Origin of the sequence: Myroides guanonis (assembly GCF_900114085.1) — a bacterium.
Classification (GTDB): Bacteria; Bacteroidota; Bacteroidia; order Flavobacteriales; family Flavobacteriaceae; genus Flavobacterium; species Flavobacterium guanonis.
The window spans coordinates 30,657-51,183 of record NZ_FORU01000018.1 but is presented as its reverse complement, the minus strand read 5'-3'; the positions used below and the strand labels follow the sequence as shown (position 1 = coordinate 51,183).

Below are 20,527 nucleotides of genomic sequence, written 5' to 3'. Positions count from 1 at the left end.
AATTTACTGCACTTTTTTTGATTCAATACAAAATCCCAAACTACATAGTTTGGGATTTTGTATAAAAGGAACATATAGCCTTTTTGTTTTATGTCCTAACTGAAAAATATATTTAGATAGAAGAAAACCATTTTTGAAAAAGACCACCGATAAAAGGTGTTGGTTTCTCCTCTTCTTTAACTGCAGCAATAATACCAAGAATTAAAGCTACCAAAATAAGTATACTAGCTATTTGTGCAATTATCCCACCTACTACAGGAACGAAATTCAACACGGACAATCCTATAGATATAACCGTAATTCCGATACTTTGACGAATATGAAATCTACCAAGACTAGTCGGGTTATTCTTATTCATAATAAACGCAATAACAGTTCCAATGATAGTTAAATATGATACGATAGCTATCGTTTTTCCCTGTGAAGTGTTAATTGAGTTTCTGTTGTTTGTTTCCATTGATATTACTTTTAAGTATGTTATTTAGATTATCTACTGCAAATTTATAGTGATGGGTATTCTATTCCTATAGCTGAAACTAGGGATATTTCAAGGAGTGTAATCCTTCCCATTCTAAATTAGCTGAAAACAGGGATTGTAAACCAGAGTAAGAAATTAAATATTTGTAAATCAATTCTAAAAAATAAAAAACAACATCTCAATCTGTAAACTTTTAATTTAGGAACAATTACTAGATAGCTATTTTTGTTAAAAAGGCTATTTATTGTTTATAAGAAATTATACTTTAGCCTTCTCTATAATGACCAATATTTACTATCAATGAGTCTGCATTTATCAGCTTTAAAACCTATTTTATTAAGTATATTATTCTGTTTAATAACTCATTGTGTAAAAGCACAAGAAGTCATTGATAATTTAAAATTACAATACGAAAGCAAAAACATCAGTGATTCGGAGAGATTAATATTAGCTGGTAAATACATAACTGCTCTATATTCTAACAAACAAGAAGAAAAAGCTAAGCAAATATTCAATGAGAACTTAAAAATTGCTCTTCTTCAAAAAGACAGTAAATACGCAGCTAATTTGTATGCTATAAACGCTATGAATAATCGCATTTCTGATCGTTTAAAAGAATCTGAAGCTAGTTTTACTAAAGCACAAGAATTTGCAAACAAATCTAACGACCTAGAGATAAAGGGATATATAAATTACTGTAAAGGATGGTTACAAACACGAGATAACAAAGAAGGAGAAGCTGTTAGAAGCTTTCTTACTGCCATTAATTTTTACGATCAAGCCCCTCCCTCAAATACACTCAACGCACGAAAATCTACAGTCTACAAAGAGCTTACAACTATTTATGCAAATTGGAATGAACTTCAATTGCAAGAAAAATACAGTTCACTTGCTTTAGAATTAGCCATAAAACAAAATGACCCACTAGCAATTTTTGATGCTTATATGCTTATGGGATATATGTATGAAAACAGTTATGTAGCAGACGATAGCAATATTAAAATGCGAAATGATGCAGAAAAATATTATCTATTGGCGATTGATACCTACAATAAGAACAAAAAAAACATTCCGTTTCCCTCCCACCTATCGTTTGTTGCAATCAATCTAGCGAATCTCTATTTAAGCTATTTTCCTGATAGTTATAACGACAAAGCACTCTATTATGCTGAACTTGCTAAAAAACAAGGCTTAGCTTCGCAACAATATACTCATATAGCTTCTGCTTATGGAATTATGGCAGAAATAGCCCTTAAAAACAATGACCCGAAGCTTGCAAAAGAACATCTACTTCAAGCTCTTTTAGAAATTTCTAAAAGTGGGTTTACTAATCAAAATATCATATTAAGTATCTATGAAAGTCTTTCGGAAATTGCAGAATCGGAGAATAAATTAGATGAAGCTATACAGTTCCACAAAGCTTATATGGACACCTTTAAATCTATCCACAATCAAGAACAAATTGAATTGGGTAGAAGATTGGAAGCACAGTTTGACAAAGAAAGACAGCGACAACAACTTATAACAATGCAATTGGAAGCTGACAAAAAAGAACAGCAAATCAATTTGATGAACAGCATTAGTCTACAACAAAAGCAAGAATTTGAGAACTTAAAATTACATGAAGAGAACCAAAGCAAAAAATTAGAACTATCTCAATTAGAATCAGAAAAGAGAACCCAAGAACTTAAACTATCAAGATTAGAAACTCAAAGTCGAGCACAAGACATCTTGAATTATAAAAATGAAATTAACTACAAAGAGAAAATAAGCAAATACTACATAAGTTTAATTTTAGTTTTCTCACTAGTCGTTATTCTACTACTGTATGCTTATAAACAACGTTCTAAGACTCTTAAACAAAATAAAGAACTCTATAATTTCACCTTAGACAAAGAAAGACAAAATACTAAGATTTCAACACTTACAGCCATGTTAGATGGTCAGGAAAAAGAGCGTGGGCGAATTGCTAGAGACTTACACGATGGTTTAGGTGGATTGCTTTCAAGTACTAAAATCAATTTATCACAACTAACAGATCAGGTATCTCTTCCCTTTAAAGATGACCTACAAAAATCATTAGAGCAAATAGATTTAGCTGTCGAAGAGCTCCGCCGTGTTGCACACAATCTAATGCCTGATTTATTAAATAGATATGGTTTACAAGAAGCATTAAAAGATTATGCTGTTCGTATGTCTAATGAACAATTGCAAATAGACGTACAATTTCTACACTGTCAGAATGATTTAGATAAAGATAAACAATTATTGATTTACAGAATTATTCAAGAACTAGTTAACAACGCAATTAAACATGCTTCTCCAAATCAAATTTTAATACAAATAGTAGAAGAAGATACCAGTTACAATATCACTGTTGAAGATGATGGAGAAGGTTTTGACATTACTAAGGTTAAAGGAAATAATTCTACGGGACTATATAATATACAATCGAGAATCGACTTTTTGAAAGGAGATTTTAAAGTCTTTTCTGAAGAAGGAGTTGGAACGAGTGTTGAAATAATTTTTCCTAAAAACGATATTAAATGATAAAAATAGCAATTACAGACGACCACCCCATACTATTAGAGGGATTAAAAAACATACTTTCTAAGGAAGATAATTTTGATGTAGTTGGATGTTATCCAACTGCATTAGCAATGAATAACTCATTAACCTCTACGGAAATAGATGTACTCCTTTTGGACATTAATCTCCCAGATGCCAATAGTATAGAGTTAATAAAGCCTCTTAAGCAACAATTTCCCTTTATGCACATAATCATTATTAGTGTCCATAATGAATATGCTGTTATAAACAGTGTTCTAAAGGAAGGTGCAGAAGGATATATCCAAAAAAATGCTTCTATAGAGGAGATAGTAAATGGAATTCAACAAATTCTAGAAGGTAAAATCTTCCTATGTGCACAAACCAAAAGTATTGTTGATAGAAAAACAGAAGATGGTCTAAGTACCGTTCCAAAACTAACAAGAAGAGAAAAAGAAGTTTTGGTAGAAGCTGCTTTGGGGCTAACTACCTCTGAAATTGCCGATAAACTATTTATTAGTCCACATACCGTTGAAAGTCATCGCAAAAACCTTATTGTGAAATTCAATACTAAAAACCTGAGTTCTGCTATTAAACTAGCTATAGAATACGGTCTTATAAGGCAATAAGATTGAGATTGTTCAAAAACCCCCATTTTCGGGGATAATCATATACTGTTCTCTGTTTTACCTTTGCTTCAACAAAGAAATCAACCCATTAGCGATTCTTTAGATCAAAGGGGAAACACATTAAAAACCATCCTAAATAATATAATATACCGATGATTAGATTAAAATCCTTATTGCTCTTAATAGTCACTATTTCCTGTAGCTTTCTATTAACAGGATGCTTTGACTTTATTGAAGATATAAATATAAAAAGTGACGGTTCTGGAACTATTAAGGCAACACTTAACTTGAGTAAAAGCAGTACTAAAGTAGCTTCTTTAATGAAACTAAAAAGTGTTCAAGGAATGGACATACCTTCCAAAGAAAAAATTCAAAGCGAGACAGAAACCATGATTGCAATTTTGAAAAAAACAGAAGGTATCAGTAATGTAGCATACAGTCTAGACTTTACAAAATACATAGCCAGCGTTTCCTGTTCTTTCTCTTCTGTCAAAGCTTTAAACGCATTTAGTAAAACCATAGCCTCTCATTTTAAAACCTCTATTGAAGGATCTAATAGTTATGCATTTAACGCTAAAACAGGTGTTTTTTCTCGGTCGTTTACAGCCCCTTCTAAACTAAACAAAGAATATACTAAAATTTCAGAAACAGATAAAAAGTACTTTGATGACGCTTTTTATACACAAATCATCCGATTTGATAAAACAATAAAATCTCAAGGAAACAAATCCGCTAAAATATCGAGTTCCTCTAAATCAGTATTACTCAAATTGAAAGCAACTGACTTAGTTACAGGAAAAACAACATTGCAAAACACCATTACATTAAATAACAAATAGAATATGAATATAAGAAAAATCACATTAGTTACATGTATTGCCTTTACAGGTTTTCAAGTTACTGCCCAAGACTTGTCTACAAAAATTCCAGCACAAGCCAAGTTGGTTGTATCAATTAACAACAAGGGAATCGTTGTAAACAGTTCTCCAGAAATACTCAAAGATGCTTTAATCAATTTTGGACTATACAAAGATTCTAACAGCAACCTTACAAAGGGATTACAATCAGATTTTAACCTTGACAAACAGGCTTACTTCTATTATACAAACACAGACAGTATCCAATATGTAGGCTTTTTAGCTCCTCTAAAAGAAAACCATAAAATTAAAGAACACCTTTTCCTTGATTATGATGTACTTCCTTCAAGTAAAAACTATGAAAGAAGAGTATCTAAGGATGGAGAAACTCAAGTCGCTTGGGACAATGAAAGTCTGTTGATTTTAACAGGAAGCTTAAACGATGATTACTTCAGAACAGAAGAAATATCAGAGCGCTTTGGTTTAGAATTTGTTTCCAACAATACTGGTGATTGGAACTACAACGAAGATTTGGCTGTAGCTGCCGATAGTGCATGGGCTACTGAAGAAGAAAGTTTTATTGAAGAACCCTCAGCTACCTATGAAACAGTTTATGTTCAAGAATCTATTGAAGAACCGATTAGTGCTACAGAAGTAGAAGAAGCATGGGAAACGTATGAAGCACCTTATGTTGAAGCTGTAGCAGAAGCCGCAGCAGAAGTAGCCCTTGATGCTACATATGAACTTGAATACCCTGAAGTGACTGAAGCAGAAGATACATCAGAAGCTTATGAAGACGAATGGAATTGGTATTCGCACCTTTTAAGTCCTGAACAAGAAGCAAAAAATGATTCTATCAAAAAAGAGCTTTTTAAAGATTGGATTTCCAATGATTTTAGCGAGTATTTAAATCCAGAAAACAATCTCGGAAAAAACAGTGCTATTAAGATTTCTAAAAACAATCATTTAGTTCGTATTTGGGTACCTAATCTCGATCAATTATACGGTGATATTATACCAAATGAAATTGTTTCAATGGTATATAATTTAGATATGAAAAATCTAAAATACGGTTACAAAGATGCTACATTAGACCTTATTCAAGAGCAATACAATCTTAAATTTACTGCAAAAGTGAATGTGGATGATGAAATGGCGGACTATCTAAAAACAATCACAAAGAATAATTTCAATAAGAAATTAACAAATTACATTCCAAAAGATTATATCGCTTATTCTTCTCTAAACATAAGTACAGAAGAATACTTAAAGCAATTACCAAAGTTCATTACAAGATGGTACATGCCAATAGTAGAAGACGAGTTTTTCGGTATAATTGCTACTGCCTTAGAGATTACTTTAGATGAAAAAGCTATTGGAAAAGTAGCAAAAGGAGACAACCTACTTTTTATTAATGAGTTGAAAAAGGTAACGAAAGAATACGTTACTTACGATTATGATGAAGACTACAACTATGAAGAAATAAAGGAAACAAAAGAAGAATACGTTCCTGACTATTTATGGATGTTTACTTCCGAAGACCAACGTCTGTTCAAAAAAATACTTGAATATGCTATATCTAAAGAACAAATAGTATTTGAAAATGGTATTTATAGAAAAAATGCAGAATATAACTCAGAAGATATCTACTTCCTTTTCAAAGATAATATTGTCTTTGTAAGTAGCAATTTAGATCAATTAACAGCTATTAAAGAGAATAGATTTGTTAATGATACTAATGCCAACTTAAAGAAAGATATTTTATCAAATCCATTTAATGTAAGAATCAAAACTGCTGCTCTACTTGAAATAACAACCAAGCTAGAAGTTCCTGTTTCTTTAGTTAATAATGAGTCACTAGAAACTCTTTCTGAATATGGAGATATTCAAGTAAAAGTATCGAAAATGAAGAGAAATACTATACACAGTGAGATGTCTATAGAATTACCTAAAAGAGAAAATAACGCTTTACAGTACATTTTAAAAAACCTATTTACAGAAACAAATCTTAACAGTATAAATGAATTATAAATGAAAAAGACAGCTATTATACTCGGTGCGCTTTTACTCTTAACTATTTGTTTTACAATAGCAGTTTATACTGTTCGAAAAAGTAAAATTGAAGAGCAGTTTGTGAGTGAATCGAGTACTAGTGTTTTATCTTTTGCAATTGATGATCTACTTTTAGATAATATTTCCAGCTTAATTACTCTCAATAAAACTTCTTCTAAAGAGGAAGAAAACGAAAGTGATAATTGGAAAACAAAAATCATTTGGAGTGCCGGAATTTCTATTCCGGCCCGAATGTATTTATTTACTTTACCACAAAACACACAGCAATTCTATGGAATCGTTGGAGTAAACAATTACGATAATTGCTTCTCTTTTTTTGCTACCTATTTTCCAGACTCAATTAATTTTATAAATAAAGAACAAGAAATTATCAGTGTTACTATCAACAAACACCTAAAACTTGTTTTTAATAGAAGTCATTTAGTTTATGAGATAACTGGACAAAACAACACAAGCTTTGAAGAGCTACAAACGCTTTTGCAAACTCCAAACACTTGGTCCAAAGTTAGTTCATTAAAAGGAGCTGAAAACGTTTTGTCTAACAAGCACATCTCTTATGTTCAAATAGACAATTCCTTTAGAATTGAAGCTACAGTTTCAAAAAACAAAACTGAAATTGAAGGAGAATGGAAACTTTCCAACAATTTAAATAATGGTTTTCAAATAAGAAAGATGGATACTGTTAATCAAGCAGTACGTTTTTGGAGTTTTATTCCTATTGAAGAAATACCAGCTCTCTCCTATTTTATGACGAAGTATACAGGTCTTGATCAAAAAACACTATCTGTTAATTATGATAATTATTTCGACTTACAGATTAAGAACGAATTAATTATTCAAAAAGACACGTCGATTACTTATAGCTATGACGATGATTTTAATGAGATAGAAGAAGTAACAATACAAGAGCAAAAAGTTCCCAACATTCAACTTACTTGGAAATATAATACTCTTTTAAAAAACTCACTTCCTACCAGTATGTTTTACAAGTTTCACAAACAAGAAATAGCACCATACTTAGTAAGTACAACCTTAGAAACGCCAATTAATTCAACAAAAAACACAGCAACTTCACATCCTTTATATTGTGCTATAGACTTTGAAAAATGGCCAGATATGTGGAACTTATTTATATTGAAAGATTTAAAAAACAGAAAGGTTAAGGTAGAGGTGATAACGACTCTTAAAAGTGAAAACAAACTATCTATAAAAGGTTCAATTACCTATTAAAAAGTCCTTTTTGTAGACTACTTTTCAATACTGAAAGACCATTTAATTATAAATGAAAGACTCATTTACAATTAAATGGTTAATTAGTTTAAATTATCATCAATATTTATATTAAAAGAACAAATAATTTATTTTTTATAGTATATTAGATTTTCAAAAGTAGCTGAACTAACCCCCTAACTTACATTATTCATGGTATTTAAATCTTTAGTAGCATTCTTTCTTATGGGTACATCTATTGCGATTGCACAAACAGAACAAATTCTAATTGAGAACGTTAGAATATTAGACCACAATAAAGCATCTCTTACAGCACCGATGAACGTATTAGTTTCAGGTCAAAAGATTGAAAAGATAAGTTCTTCCTCTATTTCTGTAAAAGGGAAAGATGTTGTGAAAATAAACGGAGGAGGTAAAACCTTAATGCCTGGTTTAATTGATGTTCACGTTCATATGGTATTTGGTGCTTTAACAATGGCTGAATTGATGTCTCCTGATATGACTCAAGAACTTATAATACAAAAAGTGGGAGAATCATCACATAAAATGTTAATGCGTGGATTTACAAGTGTTCGTGATGCGGGAGGTCCTATATTTCCTTTAAAATTAGCTATTGATAATGGTAAATTAAAAGGTCCGCGCATATGGCCATCGGGTGCTATGATTAGTCAGACCTCAGGTCATGGTGATTTTAGAACACCTGAAGAACGTTCACGTAGGTTTTTTGGTAAACCTTCTCGCGGTGAAGAATTAGGAGCTACATTCATCGCTGATGGACGCGACGATGTTTTAACAGCTACAAGAGAGAACTTACGTTTTGGAGCTAGTCAAATTAAAATTATGGCAGGTGGAGGAACTTCTTCAGCATACGATCCAATCGATGTAACTCAATATACTTTTGACGAGATGAAAGCTGCTGTAGATGCAGCAGAAGATTGGGGAACTTATGTAATGGTACATGCATATACACCAAGAGCGGTTCAGCGTGCAATTTCAGCAGGTGTGAAATCAATAGAACATGGTCAAATGCTAGATGAAGAAACATTGAAATTAATGGTTGAAAAAGATGTGTGGTTAAGTCTTCAAAATCTAATGGACAACAATGCCAATATGACGCCTCAACGAATTGAAAAGCGTAAGCCTGTATTAGAAGGACAAAACAAAGTTTGGCCATTAGCTAAACAATTAGGTGTAAAACTAGCATGGGGAACAGACTTCCTATTCGAACCGGAATTAAACGATACTCAAAACAGTTATATATTGCGTCTTCAAAAATGGTTTACCAATGCAGAAATTTTAAAGATGGTAACCAATGACAATGCTAAACTATTACAAATGTCAGGTTTACGAAGCCCATATCCAGGAAAGTTAGGTGTAGTTGAAGAACAAGCTTTAGCAGATTTATTATTAGTTGATGGAGACCCTCTAAAGGATTTGTCCTTAATTGATAATCCTGAAAAGAACTTTTTATTGATTATTAAAGATGGTCAGATTTATAAAAACACTATAAAAGATAAAAAATAAGTTTTCATATAGCATAAAAAAGCCAACCTATATAGGTTGGCTTTTTTTATACTTGTCTACTAGATCTTTATTCTTTGAATGATTTTTAGGAGATATTCCCTATTCTTAGAATCTTTTACCCATTGTGGCAATCTACTTCCAATACTGTTATTCTGAATCTCTAATCCATTTCTGCTCCGTAAAGTACTACCTATATAATTCTCTATTACTTCTAAATGTTTTGAATTATAGGCCCAAAGAAGTCCAAATTTAGTATCAATACTATACCATACTTCAAACCCAAAATATGGGTCATAAGGTCCATTTAAAAACATCACTCTGCTTTTATATTCCTTTCCCTTGCTATTTGTATATAAAGAAAATTTAGGAGTATTAAAATACTTTACTGTGTAACCGCATGCTATGCATGAAAACTGTACATCCAATTCATACTCATTAATATTTTTATAAGGTTGTCCCCCAGAAACTAGAGCTCTTGATTTACACTTAGGACACACAACCTGTATCTCCGAGATAAAATCCTCATTTCTGACTGTGTAAGCTGATTGATTCATTTTTATAGTACTAAGTTTATAACTACCCTATTCAAATTCGTAAAACTAATTCTAACGTAAGTTTAAAACTCAAATATCGACACTTAAAAGACGTATTTTGGAGATTATATCTAAAACCCTCTAATTACATTCCATGTAATAGATAGTAAATTCTCTTTCAAAATTCGCTCTAATTGCGTTGTTGTAAAATACCTATCACAGGGTATTTTTGCGCTTCTGTAATTTCTTATTTTTGTAAATGCGAATACTATAAAATGAAACTGTAATAATTTTGAATATTCATTTGATTTGATATAGTATTTCTCTAACTTTATTACTCACTTATTTTAAACATAATCAAATGGTAACTAAAAGCAGTACATCTTGTTTGAATGAGTTTGAACTAAACAGACAATTTCATAGTATTCAAAAAGACATTAGACAAAATGCTTATAATATTACTGATCTAGGTAGTATTATACCTGCTGCTGTTATGTTACATAATTTAAATGAAATGCAACCCTTAGGAATTCATTATATGAATAATTGGGGATGCGAACGCTTGGGAACCTCGGCAGAAGAAGTCAATACATTAGGTCCCGATTATTATGAGAAATACTTTGTAAAAGAAGAATCAATCACAATTTTTAATGGTATTCAAAACTATCTAGGAGAAGCAGACTTTTCACGTCAATATAACTTTTTTCAACGTGTTAAGCTCCACAAACAAGAAGACTACACTTGGTTTTATTCAATATGTAAATTACTTCAAAAGCCCACAAAAGAAGGAACGCTTAATCAAATGATTATACTAGCGAGTCCTGTTGAAGGAATAGACCGTGTAATAGGACGTGTAAACAAGGTTTTAGATGAGGACCAATTTATAAAAAACAACTATAAACAATTTGCATTACTAACAAAACAAGAAAAAGTAATCATATGCAAAATTGCACAAGGAAAACCATCCAAAGAGATTGCTGATGAATTATTTATATCAGTGCATACCGTACAAACCCATCGCAAGAATATACTTAGAAAAATTCAATGCAACTCCTTTGCTGAACTACTAAGATTTGCTATGGCCTTCGAATTGGTATAGAATTACTCTCTTTTTTATCTCTTAAAGAGTGAGAAGTGTACCGGAGACAGAAACCATTAGTACGAATCAACTCATTAACGCATTCACAAATCAACAAATCACCCTATTTACTTCCTCGCTTATAAAAATGAATTAAAAAAAAAGACTAAATTTAACTGCTTCTTTAAATGAAATACTTTGAAAGCATAATTTAACTTGAATACATTTTTAATATGAATCCGGAAAGCAACTACATTGAAATAAACAAGCACTCTTGGAATAATAGAACCGAAACACATCTAAAATCTTCGTTCTATAATCTTGAAGGATTTTTAAAAGGTGAGTCTTCGTTAAATCCGATAGAGTTAGAAATACTTGGGGATGTAAAAGGAAAAAGTATACTACACTTACAATGTCATTTTGGACAAGACAGTATCTCTTTAAGTAGACTCGGTGCGGAAGTTACGGGAGTGGATTTATCAGATAAAGCAATAGAAAATGCATGGAAAATTGCTAATGAAACAAACTCAGATGCTCAATTTATATGCTGCGATATTTATGAATTAGAAAAACATTTAAACAAACAATTCGATATTGTTTTTACAAGTTATGGAACAATAACATGGTTACCTGATTTAGACAAATGGGGTAAACTAATTTCTAATTTTTTAAAACCTAATGGCAAATTCGTATTTGTAGAATTCCACCCAGTAGTTTGGATGTTTGATGATAATTTTAAGAAGATTGGATATAATTATTTTAATGTTGAAGCTATTGTAGAAACGGAAAGCGGAACCTATGCCGATAAAACAGCCAATATTTCACAATCATATGTTAGCTGGAATCACAGCATGAGTGAAGTATTAACTGGCTTACTAAATAACTCATTAAGAATTAATGAAGTTCAGGAATATGATTATTCCCCATACAATGTGTTCAGTAATATGATTGAATTTGAACCTAAAAAATTCCGTATAAAACACCTTGAAAATAAAATACCAATGATATATTCCATAGTTGCAACAAAAGAAAGTCTTTAAAATTTAGTAAAATAAAGTAAGATATTAATTAGCATCACTTAAACTTCTCTGTAAAGAGCAGTATTATTTCCTATCAATTAAATAGGAACAACTATGACCTATATAATTTTTCATTTAATCCAATTCTGATTGAGCGTAATCTAACAAAACACTTTCAACATCTTTTAGACTTATTCCTTTTTTTGAGCTGAGTTTTATATTAATTAAATAATCTTCTTTATTTCTCTTATAGCCATTTAATGAATCTAAAATGTGATTGATAGAATATTCCTTAATATCGATATTGTATATTTTACTACCAAGTGAATCTATTTTAAATACTTGATTGTCTTTTTTGTTGTAAATAACATATTCTATTTGAACAGAATAATCTTCTAGACTTTTGAAATAAGGTTTTTCAAAAAACACAATAAAAAGAGGTAACAAAGTGAGGGATATATTCCATAAAATATGAGATGAAATAGAAGTCAACATATTAAACCTAACCCTCAAAAAAGTTAGAAACACTCCTCCTATAAGTTGAGTAGCTACAATAACAGGAAGGAATAAATAAAAAAGAACTGATTCATTTGAATAGTTAGAACTATGTATAAATCCAAAGATTAAAATTGAAAGATACACTAGATACTTAAAATAGATATTCCATTTTTCTCTATTGACAAAAAAGGAAAATACTTTATTATATCGCAACAAGTACCGGAAAATAAACTCCTCTACAATCGGAACTAATACTCCAGTTATTATTAAAGTACCTAAAAGTGTATTGTTTTTATAATCGATTTCTTCTTCAACAATTAGAGGTTCGATTTCATTGAGAAAATACAAGATTGGAAATACAACCAAAACATTCAGTGCTAACTCAAAAACAAATATTGAGAGTAGGTATTTGAGGTTTTTTCTTAATGACCAATTATCAATTCTTTCATCAGTAGGAAACCTCACAAATGCTATAACTTCAGATAAAATATTTTTCATAAAAATATCAATACTCTATTTATAGTTATGCAATAGAGATTTAGATTATGTATTAACAACATTCACGCGAATTTACACTTTTATACATAATCCTTTTCGCTTTCACATCCCTTTTATTAACACTTATATTTTAACTCTTTGCTCCTTTCTACATTTCCTCTAAACCACCCCTCCTACTAGCTCTATCACAATTTTAGTCTACCAAACTAAAACTTAACGCTCGGTTCTACTCCTTTGCTTTTTCTAATAACAACAAACTCAAAATCTTCTTAAATTTTCATTTTTTTTAACTAAATTGCTGTATATGGAAACAAATCCCGATGCAATAATTATAGGTGGTGGTTTAGCAGGTCTTACGGCTGCAATACATCTTTCCAGAGAGGGATTGCAAGTCGTTTTGATTGAAAAATCTAAATATCCACGCCATAAAGTATGTGGAGAATATGTTTCCAATGAAATCTTACCATATTTATATTCGATTGGTGTAGATATTTTAAAAATGAGTCCCACCCAAATTAATACCCTTGAATTTACAACACACAACGGTAAGGCAATCAAAACACCATTACCTTTAGGAGGTTTTGGAATCAGTCGTTACACTCTTGATAATTACTTATATCAAATAGCTGTTTCAAATGGATGCACTGTTATTAATGATACTGTCACAGCAATTTCCTTTGTTGAGAATTTGTTTACAATTACCACGCAGAATCAAGCTTTAAAAACTAAGCTTGTTTTAGGAGCATATGGAAAGCGTTCCAATATCGACCAGTATTTAACACGTGATTTTATTAACAATCCAGCCCCATGGTTAGCAATAAAAGCTCATTATTCTGGTACTTATCCCAATGATATGGTTTCTTTACACAACTTTGATGGTGGATACTGTGGAATTTCAAAAGTAGAAAACAACATTATAAACATTTGCTATTTAGCAAATCTAAAAACTTTTAAGAAATACAAAAACATAGAAGAGTACCAACAAAATGTACTATACCAAAACAAATATATCAAGTCAATTTTTGAAAACAGCACTCCTTTATTTGAAAAACCATTGACCATTAGTCAAGTTTCTTTTGACAAAAAAAAGGCTGTAGAACACCATATACTCATGATAGGAGACACAGCAGGTCTGATTCACCCTCTATGTGGTAATGGTATGGCAATGGCGATACACAGTGCTAAAATTGCATCGGAATTGGTTTTAGATTATCATGCTGGAAAAATAACTTCTAGACAATTATTAGAAAAAACATACCAAGAACAATGGCAACGATATTTTGGTAAACGCTTATATATGGGTAGGCTTTTATCACAAATGCTCCAACATAAAACCAGTACTGCTCTATTATTCAATATAGCTACGACATTTCCATTAATCCTACCTTGGATAATCAAACAGACTCATGGTAAACCAATTTCTCTATAATGACTATAAACACAGAATTTAGATCAGAACAAACCGAGATAATGGATGATTTCTTACTTGAAGGAGAAGAATTAATCAAAGCATTGGATAAAATCGCACACATCAATCGATTTCTAGGTGGTAATAAACTTACGCTTGACGGCGTAAAACAATTATTAGCAAAAAGTGACACTTCCAAGCCCATAATAATTGCAGATATAGGTTGTGGCAATGGAGAAATGCTTCGCATGTTAGCTGACTATGGTTCTAAAAATAATTTAACTTTTAAAATGATTGGTATAGATGCCAATGATTTCACTATAAATTACGCCAAGAAACTTTCTGGCAATTATCCCAACATAGAATATCACTGTACAGATGTATTTAGCAACAAATTCGAATTATTAAAATACGACATTGTGTTATGTACACTTACTCTTCATCATTTTTCTAATGAAAAAATAATGAATTTAATTGCTACCTTTAATAACAATGCAAGCACAGGAATAGTAATAAACGATTTGCATCGCAACAAATTAGCATACTGGCTTTTTGAAAAAATATGTACTTTTTTTAGTCTAAACAAGATGTCCCGAGAAGATGGACTTATTTCCATATTAAGAGGATTCAAAAAAAATGAATTAGAAGATTTTTCCAAAAAACTAAACTTAAAGAATTACACCATTCAATGGAAATGGGCATTTCGCTACCAATGGATAATCAATAAGATATGAACGTAAAGATAGTAACAGTTGCAAAACAACTACCAAAATACTCACGTACCACCGATGAAATACTTCCATTTTTAGATATATGGTTGCATGAACAAGATGCGCGTTTTATCAAAAAAGTAAAAAAGATTTTTGAAGCTGCCGCCGTTGACAAGCGCTATTCTATTATGGATCCCGCTGAAGTTTTTACAGCGACTTCGTTTGAAGATAAAAATGACATTTACTGTCGAGAAGCAATTCTTTTAGGAGAACAAGTACTTCAGAAAGCACTTGAAAAAGCTAATTGGAATCCTCAATCTTTAGATTACATTATCACTGTAAGTTGCACGGGAATTATGATACCTTCACTAGATGCTTATCTTATAAACAAGATGAAACTCAGACAAGACATTGTAAGATTACCTGTTACTGAAATGGGGTGTGCTGCTGGAATATCAGGTATTCTATACGCTAAAAATTTCCTCAAATCCAATCCAGGAAAACGAGCTGCGGTTATAGCTGTCGAATCACCTACAGCAACTTTTCAATTAGATGATTTTTCAATGGCCAATATTGTGAGTGCCGCCATTTTTGGTGATGGTGCAGCTTGTTGCTTATTGTCATCCCAAGACGATGACTGCGGTCCTACTATACTTGATGAACAGATGTATCATTTCTATCATGCTGAACACATGATGGGTTTTAAACTTACAAATAGTGGTTTAAAAATGATACTAGATATAGAAGTACCAGAAATCATTGCATCTCATTTCGAAGACATTATTCATCCATTTCTTCAAAAAAACCATTTAGAAATCAAAGACATAGACCATATGATATTTCATCCAGGTGGTAAAAAAATCGTTGCAACAGTTGAATCCCTTTTTTCTGGTCTGGGGAAAAACATTAATGAAACTAAAGAAGTTCTTAAACAATATGGCAATATGTCCAGCGCTACAGTTCTATATGTTCTGGAGCGAATTATGGACACCAAACCTCAGCCAGGCGAAAAAGGTCTCATGTTGAGCTTTGGTCCTGGATTTTCAGCACAACGGGTCTTATTACAATGGTAATCCTATAAAATACAAACGATGAACTTAAATGATATTATAACACAATTACCTTATAGCAAACCATTTTTATTTGTAGATGAATTACTTCATGTAGATGAAAATAGCATTTCAGGAACCTATACCTTTGATGAAAACCTTGATTTTTATAAAGGACATTTTAAAGATAATCCCGTAACTCCTGGGGTAATTTTAACCGAAACCATGGCGCAGATAGGTTTAGTTTGCATGGGCATACATTTGTTGAACAATAATTTAGAAAAAGATACCGTAATAGCATTTACATCAGCTGATATGCAGTTTCTAAAACCTGTATATCCCAAAGAAAAAGTTACCGTCTCATCACAAAAAATATATTTCAGATTCGGTAAACTAAAATGTGACGTTGTTATGAAAAACGAAACAGGTCAAGAAGTCTGTAAAGGCATATTGGCTGGCATGATAACAACTAGATTATGAATAGAGTTGTGATAACTGGCTTGGGTGTAGTAGCTCCAAACGGAATTGGAGTCCCTGCTTTTACTAATGCAATAAAAAATGGAGTCTCAGGTATACGATACGATGAACAATTGCAACAATTGCAGTTTTCTTGTCAGATAGCGGGTAAGCCAGAAATAACTGACGAACTAAAATCAAAATATTTTACTGATCTCGAACTCCGGGGATTTAATAGTACTGGTATACTATATGGAGTCATAGCAGGTATTGAGGCATGGGAAAATGCGGGATTACCAATCGAAAAAAACACAGAACCTGACTGGGATACGGGAACCATTTTTGGAACAGGGACATCGGGCATTGACAAATTCCGAGAAAGCATTTATAAGATTGATGATTTGCAAACCCGTAAACTCGGTAGTACAGTAGTAGCTCAAACTATGAACAGTGGTATCAGTGCATACCTTGGCGGAAAACTTGGACTTGGGAACCAAGTAACCTCCAACTCTTCAGCCTGCGCAACGGGCACAGAAGCTATTTTAATGGCTTATGACCGAATAAGTTCAGGAAAAGCAAAACGCATACTAGCTGGTAGTACTTCAGATAGTGGTCCTTATATTTGGGCAGGTTTTGACGCTTTACGTGTTTGCAGCTCAAGATATAATGGCACTCCAAATCAAGGTTCTCGTCCTATGAGCGCTACTGCCTCTGGATTTGTTCCGGGAAGTGGTGCTGGAGCATTAGTCATAGAAAGTTTAGAAAGCGCTTTAGAGCGAAATGCAACCATTTACGCTGAAATATTAGGAGGTAGTGTAAATTCAGGTGGACAACGAGGAACGGGTAGTATGACAGCACCCAATAGCCTTGCTGTACAACGTTGCATTACCGATTCTCTTAAGAACTCTGGTATCTCCGCAACAGAGATTGATGCTGTAAATGGACATCTCACCGCAACTACAAAGGACAGTCTTGAAATCGAAAACTGGGCAAAAGCATTGAATCGTTTTGAAAATGAATTTCCTTATATAAACTCCTTAAAAGGTATGACCGGACATTGTCTAAGTGCTGCGGGAAGTATAGAAAGCGTAGCTGCTGTACTTCAGCTTCACGAGGGTTTTATTTTTGGCAATACCAATTGTGAGGATCTACATCCAGAAATATCATCACTTATAAGTCCCTCAAAAGTTCCCTTAAAAACAAAAAATTATAATCTGAATATAATTGCTAAAGCTAGTTTTGGCTTTGGAGATGTAAACGCCTGTATAATATTAAAAAAATTTGACAACGAACTATTATGAACAAAGACGAACTAATTGCCAAATTAAAGGTTATCATCAAACCTTATACATCTAATATCGAAGCTTATGAAAACTTATCGGAGAATACCGATTTCATTAGTGATTTAAACATTAATTCAGCCAACTTAGTCGATATTGTATTGGATATTGAAGAAACTTTCGACATATTAATTGACACTACAGACATGCAACGTATGCTCGATGTTAAAACCGCTGTTGCTATCATTCAAAGCAAACTCGACGCAAAATGATTGGCAATGATGTGATAGATTTATCTCTGAGTCGGCGTGAAAGTGATTGGCAACGCAAAGGCTTTATTCAAAAACTATTCACAACTAAAGAGCAAAGGTTAATAGTTAATAATTCAAATTCTGAAACTATCGTATGGTTGTTTTGGAGCATGAAAGAAGCCGCATATAAAATACACAACCGCCAAACTAAAAGAAGAGAATTTATCCCTCAAAAATTTGAATGCCTAATACTAACCGAAACTACTACTTGTGTTACAGGGATAGTTAGATTTTTAGACATGGTTTACTACACTAAAACCGACATCTCAATAGAATTTTTACATACTGTTGCTGTTACTTCTTTAAACGATTTGGAAGATATAATACAAATTGAAAGAAGAGGAATCGGAAAAGACGAACACGGTATCCCATATCTACTGTCAGCCCAAAATAAACATCAACAAGCAGTTTCGATTAGCAATCACGGTCGTTTTGAAAAAGTCGTTTTAATTAAAAACAAAAAAGTACCAAGCATATAATATACTTGGTACTTAGATAATATTAGCTATTTACTTTAATCGTACAATTTACTTAATGATGATCATGCCCACTATGAGCTTCACTAGTTTTTTCTCCTTCCGAAACATCAACGGTAAAATCAGCGGTTTGTAATTTTCCATCAATTTTAAACTGTACCCACATTCTATAAACACCAGGTTTATTTATGCTTGTTTCAGCATAAATTGGAAGTTGTTTATCAGACATGGGATGAATGTGTAGAAAATCCTTATCGATTTGACTAATCATCACAATATGGGCAGTTGCTCCAAGATAATTCTGCATATCTGCAACTTGAAATTGTTTACCATCTTTCTCAATTGTAAACTTTAAATCTTGGGGTCTATTGGTTTTCAAATCTTCACCGTTGAGTAATGTTACAGTATAACCACCTACTTTAGAAACATATTTCGGGTCCAACTTAGCCACTTGATTACTAGGGATACCTTTTATTTCAATCTCTTGTTTATCTACAATACCAGATGCTCCAACAGCTTTAAAATCTGTAAACATTAAGTATTTTCCAGCAAATGGAAATGTTTCTGAAACATTGTAAGTACTATCTGTTTGTTCTTCTGGGTGAATATGATCGAACCAAGTTAACTCCTCATTTACAACCAAAAGGTGCATTTTCATATCGTGTTGCACTTCTAATGGAACATTCTTTCCGTTATCAGTAATAGAAATAGAAAAGTTGACTGGTTTACCAGATTCAATAACTCCTTGTTTTGATGAAATATCAACTTTTAACGCTTTAATCTCATCTTTTTTAATGGGTTGTAAATCCATACCACATTTAGTACATTTATACCCTTCCATTCCCTTTACTTCAGGATGCATAGAACATTCGTGTGTATATTCTTGAACAGCTTCTTCTGATGTCTCAGATGTTTCACTCTTCTTATTTTCTACGTTATTACAAGCTGCAAAAGCAGTCATGATAACGGCTAATGCTAAAATGGATTTTTTTATTTTTTTCATATGATTATCTTTTAACTACATCCAACAATTAGCGGATGTGCCTTCAATAAATAGATTACCATAATTGTGCCAATTTAATTCCTTTTGAATTATGACTTTTATTTTAAAAAAAACTCTAAAGTTCTAATCACTTTAGGGTTTTAAAAAGTATTCTTAATTCAAGAATTATGGATTTGTCGACCATAAATCAAACTCCTTTACAAAATCACGTAGTAATATAACATCAACCTAGAGAATAATAAAAAAACACTAATTTCTTAGTGTTTTTTTTATTAAAAAGAGTGTTATTACTCTGTTTTAAATTGTTCTTCCTGATCTTGTGTCGTCGCTTTCGCAGTTGGATTGTTATGTTCTTTTGTGGCATTTTTAAATTCCTTGATACCAGTTCCTAAACCTTTCATCAATTCTGGAATTTTTTTACCACCAAACAGCAACAACACAATTGCAATAACTAAGATAAATTCAGAAGGAGCTATCGCTCCAAGAAATACTAATAGTGAATACATAGTATGAATAATTAATATTACAAAAAAACAAATGTAATTATTTATATAATCCGTTCTTTATTTTTACCTATATATTTGAATACAATGAAGTTACACTATTTTAATTTCAGCACGTACCTCTCATTAAAACAAATTAAAAGTTTAACTATTTAGCAAGGTTTGAAGCTTTTTACAAAACAAATTGAGGAGATTACATCGAAACTCAAACAATATTTTATAAGTATTAATTTTGAAAATAATCTCTGATATCCAGATCTATATAAAAAAATATCGATAAATAACTCTTCTTATGCCTATTTGACAAATAGAACTGCTGTATTAGATTATTTAAAAGTGATTCGATTAAAAACAAAAAACCCAATTC

Annotated in this window: 20 protein-coding genes; 15 read left to right on the top strand and 5 right to left on the bottom strand. The window is 31.9% G+C overall.

From position 1 onward, the window contains the following. Window positions 1–112: 112 nt before the first annotated feature. Window positions 113–457 carry a DUF4870 domain-containing protein gene (locus tag BM024_RS12815; protein ID WP_090681145.1) on the bottom strand — a complete coding sequence of 115 codons (345 nt, stop codon included), beginning with the start codon at window positions 455–457 and terminating at the stop codon, window positions 113–115. Window positions 458–778: 321 nt separating this feature from the next. Between BM024_RS12815 and BM024_RS12810 the strand changes: the two genes are divergently transcribed. The 6 genes from BM024_RS12810 (at window position 779) to BM024_RS12785 (ending at window position 9,338) form a co-directional block, all read left to right on the top strand. Then, window positions 779–3,028, top strand: a complete 2,250-nt coding sequence (locus BM024_RS12810; RefSeq protein ID WP_090681143.1) for a sensor histidine kinase — start codon at window positions 779–781, stop codon at window positions 3,026–3,028. After that, a complete protein-coding gene (locus BM024_RS12805) occupies window positions 3,025–3,654 on the top strand; it encodes a response regulator (RefSeq protein WP_090681140.1) in 630 nt (209 codons plus the stop codon). The genes BM024_RS12810 and BM024_RS12805 overlap by 4 nt, the downstream gene beginning before the upstream one ends. Window positions 3,655–3,806: 152 nt before the next feature. Then, the gene (locus BM024_RS12800; protein ID WP_090681137.1) at window positions 3,807–4,493 is read left to right on the top strand and encodes a hypothetical protein; all 687 of its coding nucleotides are present in this window, start codon (window positions 3,807–3,809) and stop codon (window positions 4,491–4,493) included. 3 nt (window positions 4,494–4,496) lie between these two features. Continuing rightward, complete coding sequence (locus BM024_RS12795; RefSeq protein ID WP_090681134.1) at window positions 4,497–6,542, top strand: hypothetical protein; 2,046 nt, start codon at window positions 4,497–4,499, stop codon at window positions 6,540–6,542. Beyond that, window positions 6,543–7,814, top strand: a complete 1,272-nt coding sequence (locus tag BM024_RS12790) for a hypothetical protein (RefSeq protein WP_090681131.1) — start codon at window positions 6,543–6,545, stop codon at window positions 7,812–7,814. A gap of 192 nt (window positions 7,815–8,006) precedes the next feature. Beyond that, a complete protein-coding gene (locus BM024_RS12785; RefSeq protein WP_090681129.1) occupies window positions 8,007–9,338 on the top strand; it encodes a metal-dependent hydrolase family protein in 1,332 nt (443 codons plus the stop codon). Window positions 9,339–9,397: 59 nt separating this feature from the next. Here BM024_RS12785 and BM024_RS12780 read toward each other — a convergent pair whose 3' ends face one another. After that, the gene (locus BM024_RS12780) at window positions 9,398–9,892 is read right to left on the bottom strand and encodes a hypothetical protein (RefSeq protein WP_090681126.1); all 495 of its coding nucleotides are present in this window, start codon (window positions 9,890–9,892) and stop codon (window positions 9,398–9,400) included. Window positions 9,893–10,232: 340 nt separating this feature from the next. Here BM024_RS12780 and BM024_RS12775 point away from each other — a divergent pair, with 340 nt between their 5' ends. Next, complete coding sequence (locus BM024_RS12775) at window positions 10,233–10,970, top strand: response regulator transcription factor (protein WP_090681124.1); 738 nt, start codon at window positions 10,233–10,235, stop codon at window positions 10,968–10,970. Between the two features lie 212 nt (window positions 10,971–11,182). Then, window positions 11,183–11,989: a class I SAM-dependent methyltransferase gene (locus tag BM024_RS12770; protein WP_090681121.1), complete on the top strand. Its 807-nt coding sequence runs from the start codon at window positions 11,183–11,185 to the stop codon at window positions 11,987–11,989. Between the two features lie 114 nt (window positions 11,990–12,103). Here the strand turns inward: BM024_RS12770 and BM024_RS12765 are convergent, their stop codons facing one another. Further along, complete coding sequence (locus BM024_RS12765; protein ID WP_090681118.1) at window positions 12,104–12,964, bottom strand: CPBP family intramembrane glutamic endopeptidase; 861 nt, start codon at window positions 12,962–12,964, stop codon at window positions 12,104–12,106. A 304-nt stretch (window positions 12,965–13,268) separates the two neighbouring features. Here BM024_RS12765 and BM024_RS12760 point away from each other — a divergent pair, with 304 nt between their 5' ends. From BM024_RS12760 to BM024_RS12730, 7 genes are read left to right on the top strand one after another with little or no spacing between them, the layout of a single operon-like run. Continuing rightward, on the top strand, window positions 13,269–14,393 hold the full coding sequence (locus BM024_RS12760; RefSeq protein WP_090681116.1) for an NAD(P)/FAD-dependent oxidoreductase: 1,125 nt from the start codon (window positions 13,269–13,271) through the stop codon (window positions 14,391–14,393). After that, entirely contained in the window at window positions 14,393–15,106 is a 714-nt protein-coding gene (locus BM024_RS12755; RefSeq protein WP_090681112.1) for a methyltransferase domain-containing protein, read from the top strand. The genes BM024_RS12760 and BM024_RS12755 overlap by 1 nt, the downstream gene beginning before the upstream one ends. Continuing rightward, window positions 15,103–16,155 (top strand): type III polyketide synthase, encoded by a 1,053-nt coding sequence (locus BM024_RS12750; RefSeq protein WP_090681109.1) that lies wholly within the window; start codon window positions 15,103–15,105, stop codon window positions 16,153–16,155. Before BM024_RS12755 ends, BM024_RS12750 begins: the two co-directional genes overlap by 4 nt. An 18-nt stretch (window positions 16,156–16,173) precedes the next feature. Further along, complete coding sequence (locus tag BM024_RS12745; RefSeq protein WP_090681107.1) at window positions 16,174–16,611, top strand: 3-hydroxyacyl-ACP dehydratase FabZ family protein; 438 nt, start codon at window positions 16,174–16,176, stop codon at window positions 16,609–16,611. After that, a complete protein-coding gene (locus tag BM024_RS12740; RefSeq protein ID WP_090681101.1) occupies window positions 16,605–17,888 on the top strand; it encodes a beta-ketoacyl-[acyl-carrier-protein] synthase family protein in 1,284 nt (427 codons plus the stop codon). The genes BM024_RS12745 and BM024_RS12740 overlap by 7 nt, the downstream gene beginning before the upstream one ends. After that, entirely contained in the window at window positions 17,885–18,139 is a 255-nt protein-coding gene (locus BM024_RS12735; protein WP_090681097.1) for an acyl carrier protein, read from the top strand. Before BM024_RS12740 ends, BM024_RS12735 begins: the two co-directional genes overlap by 4 nt. Next, window positions 18,136–18,657, top strand: a complete 522-nt coding sequence (locus BM024_RS12730) for a 4'-phosphopantetheinyl transferase family protein (RefSeq protein WP_090681094.1) — start codon at window positions 18,136–18,138, stop codon at window positions 18,655–18,657. Before BM024_RS12735 ends, BM024_RS12730 begins: the two co-directional genes overlap by 4 nt. Window positions 18,658–18,709: 52 nt before the next feature. On the opposite strand, the gene BM024_RS12725 is transcribed toward BM024_RS12730, so the two are convergent. Continuing rightward, window positions 18,710–19,657, bottom strand: coding sequence for a hypothetical protein (locus BM024_RS12725; protein WP_245753890.1), 948 nt, complete (start codon window positions 19,655–19,657; stop codon window positions 18,710–18,712). 287 nt (window positions 19,658–19,944) lie between these two features. Further along, complete coding sequence (locus tag BM024_RS12720) at window positions 19,945–20,163, bottom strand: Sec-independent protein translocase subunit TatA/TatB (RefSeq protein WP_090681092.1); 219 nt, start codon at window positions 20,161–20,163, stop codon at window positions 19,945–19,947. Window positions 20,164–20,527 lie beyond the last annotated feature (364 nt).

What these genes read in the sequence shown, in the direction of transcription:
- BM024_RS12725 (WP_245753890.1), bottom strand. Translation starts at nt 19,657, where the DNA reads ATGAAAAAAATAAAAAAATCCATTTTAGCATTAGCCGTTATCATGACT.
- BM024_RS12790 (WP_090681131.1), top strand. Translation starts at nt 6,543, where the DNA reads ATGAAAAAGACAGCTATTATACTCGGTGCGCTTTTACTCTTAACTATT.
- BM024_RS12745 (WP_090681107.1), top strand. Translation starts at nt 16,174, where the DNA reads ATGAACTTAAATGATATTATAACACAATTACCTTATAGCAAACCATTT.
- BM024_RS12735 (WP_090681097.1), top strand. Translation starts at nt 17,885, where the DNA reads ATGAACAAAGACGAACTAATTGCCAAATTAAAGGTTATCATCAAACCT.
- BM024_RS12760 (WP_090681116.1), top strand. Translation starts at nt 13,269, where the DNA reads ATGGAAACAAATCCCGATGCAATAATTATAGGTGGTGGTTTAGCAGGT.
- BM024_RS12805 (WP_090681140.1), top strand. Translation starts at nt 3,025, where the DNA reads ATGATAAAAATAGCAATTACAGACGACCACCCCATACTATTAGAGGGA.
- BM024_RS12775 (WP_090681124.1), top strand. Translation starts at nt 10,233, where the DNA reads ATGGTAACTAAAAGCAGTACATCTTGTTTGAATGAGTTTGAACTAAAC.
- BM024_RS12785 (WP_090681129.1), top strand. Translation starts at nt 8,007, where the DNA reads ATGGTATTTAAATCTTTAGTAGCATTCTTTCTTATGGGTACATCTATT.
- BM024_RS12800 (WP_090681137.1), top strand. Translation starts at nt 3,807, where the DNA reads ATGATTAGATTAAAATCCTTATTGCTCTTAATAGTCACTATTTCCTGT.
- BM024_RS12795 (WP_090681134.1), top strand. Translation starts at nt 4,497, where the DNA reads ATGAATATAAGAAAAATCACATTAGTTACATGTATTGCCTTTACAGGT.
- BM024_RS12755 (WP_090681112.1), top strand. Translation starts at nt 14,393, where the DNA reads ATGACTATAAACACAGAATTTAGATCAGAACAAACCGAGATAATGGAT.
- BM024_RS12750 (WP_090681109.1), top strand. Translation starts at nt 15,103, where the DNA reads ATGAACGTAAAGATAGTAACAGTTGCAAAACAACTACCAAAATACTCA.
- BM024_RS12815 (WP_090681145.1), bottom strand. Translation starts at nt 457, where the DNA reads ATGGAAACAAACAACAGAAACTCAATTAACACTTCACAGGGAAAAACG.
- BM024_RS12780 (WP_090681126.1), bottom strand. Translation starts at nt 9,892, where the DNA reads ATGAATCAATCAGCTTACACAGTCAGAAATGAGGATTTTATCTCGGAG.
- BM024_RS12765 (WP_090681118.1), bottom strand. Translation starts at nt 12,964, where the DNA reads ATGAAAAATATTTTATCTGAAGTTATAGCATTTGTGAGGTTTCCTACT.
- BM024_RS12730 (WP_090681094.1), top strand. Translation starts at nt 18,136, where the DNA reads ATGATTGGCAATGATGTGATAGATTTATCTCTGAGTCGGCGTGAAAGT.
- BM024_RS12720 (WP_090681092.1), bottom strand. Translation starts at nt 20,163, where the DNA reads ATGTATTCACTATTAGTATTTCTTGGAGCGATAGCTCCTTCTGAATTT.
- BM024_RS12770 (WP_090681121.1), top strand. Translation starts at nt 11,183, where the DNA reads ATGAATCCGGAAAGCAACTACATTGAAATAAACAAGCACTCTTGGAAT.
- BM024_RS12810 (WP_090681143.1), top strand. Translation starts at nt 779, where the DNA reads ATGAGTCTGCATTTATCAGCTTTAAAACCTATTTTATTAAGTATATTA.